This window comes from Clostridium peptidivorans (assembly GCF_900205925.1).
Lineage (GTDB): Bacteria > Bacillota > Clostridia > Clostridiales > Clostridiaceae > Clostridium_AK > Clostridium_AK peptidivorans.
In genome coordinates this window covers 1-735 of sequence record NZ_OAOD01000057.1, presented here as the reverse complement: position 1 = coordinate 735, position 735 = coordinate 1, and the positions used below count along the sequence as shown (strand labels likewise).

The window sequence follows — 735 nt, the reverse complement described above, 5'->3', positions numbered from 1 at the left end:
CAATGGTAGAGTGCTAGCCTTCCAAGCTAGTTACGAGGGTTCGATTCCCTTCACCCGCTCCAAATATGCGTCTTTAGCTCAGCTGGATAGAGCAACGCCCTTCTAAGGCGTGGGCCAGGAGTTCGAATCTCTTAAGACGCACCATTAATATAATATGCGCCATTAGCTCAGTTGGTAGAGCACCTGACTCTTAATCAGGGTGTCCCGGGTTCGATCCCCTGATGGCGCACCAACAATTTGAGAATGATGTGGTGGATGTAGTTCAGCTGGTAGAGCGCCAGATTGTGATTCTGGTTGTCGAGGGTTCGAATCCCTTCATTCACCCCACAAACATAATATGGTTCACTAGCTCAGTTGGTAGAGCACATGACTTTTAATCATGTTGTCCGGGGTTCGATTCCCCGGTGAGCCACCATTAGCACTTATTAGTAAGTGTGCACATATATGCAGGTGTGGCGGAATTGGCAGACGCACTAGACTTAGGATCTAGCGCCTATGGCTTGCAGGTTCAACTCCTGTCACCTGCACCATATATGATTGCGAAATTATTCTTTATAAAAGAAACATCTCAATTAATTGGGGTGTTTAATTTGAAGTAATTATAAATAAAAAAATATGCGGGAGTGGCTCAGTGGTAGAGCGTCACCTTGCCAAGGTGAACGTCGCGAGTTCGAATCTCGTCTTCCGCTCCAAATATGCGGGTGTAACTCAATGGTAGAGTGCTAGCCTTCCAAG

The 735-nt window shown here is 46.5% G+C and carries 6 tRNA genes; all 6 read left to right on the top strand.

Annotated elements, in window-relative coordinates:
• The first annotated feature begins 67 nt into the window (after window positions 1-67).
• A tRNA-Arg gene (locus CRN98_RS17330) sits at window positions 68-144 on the top strand.
• Between the two features lie 12 nt (window positions 145-156).
• Window positions 157-232: transfer RNA gene (locus tag CRN98_RS17325), tRNA-Lys, on the top strand.
• A 19-nt stretch (window positions 233-251) separates the two neighbouring features.
• A tRNA-His gene (locus CRN98_RS17320) sits at window positions 252-327 on the top strand.
• Between the two features lie 12 nt (window positions 328-339).
• Window positions 340-415: transfer RNA gene (locus tag CRN98_RS17315), tRNA-Lys, on the top strand.
• Between the two features lie 31 nt (window positions 416-446).
• Window positions 447-530, top strand: a tRNA-Leu gene (locus CRN98_RS17310).
• An 87-nt stretch (window positions 531-617) separates the two neighbouring features.
• Window positions 618-692 (top strand) — tRNA-Gly (locus CRN98_RS17305).
• The last annotated feature ends 43 nt before the right edge of the window (window positions 693-735 follow it).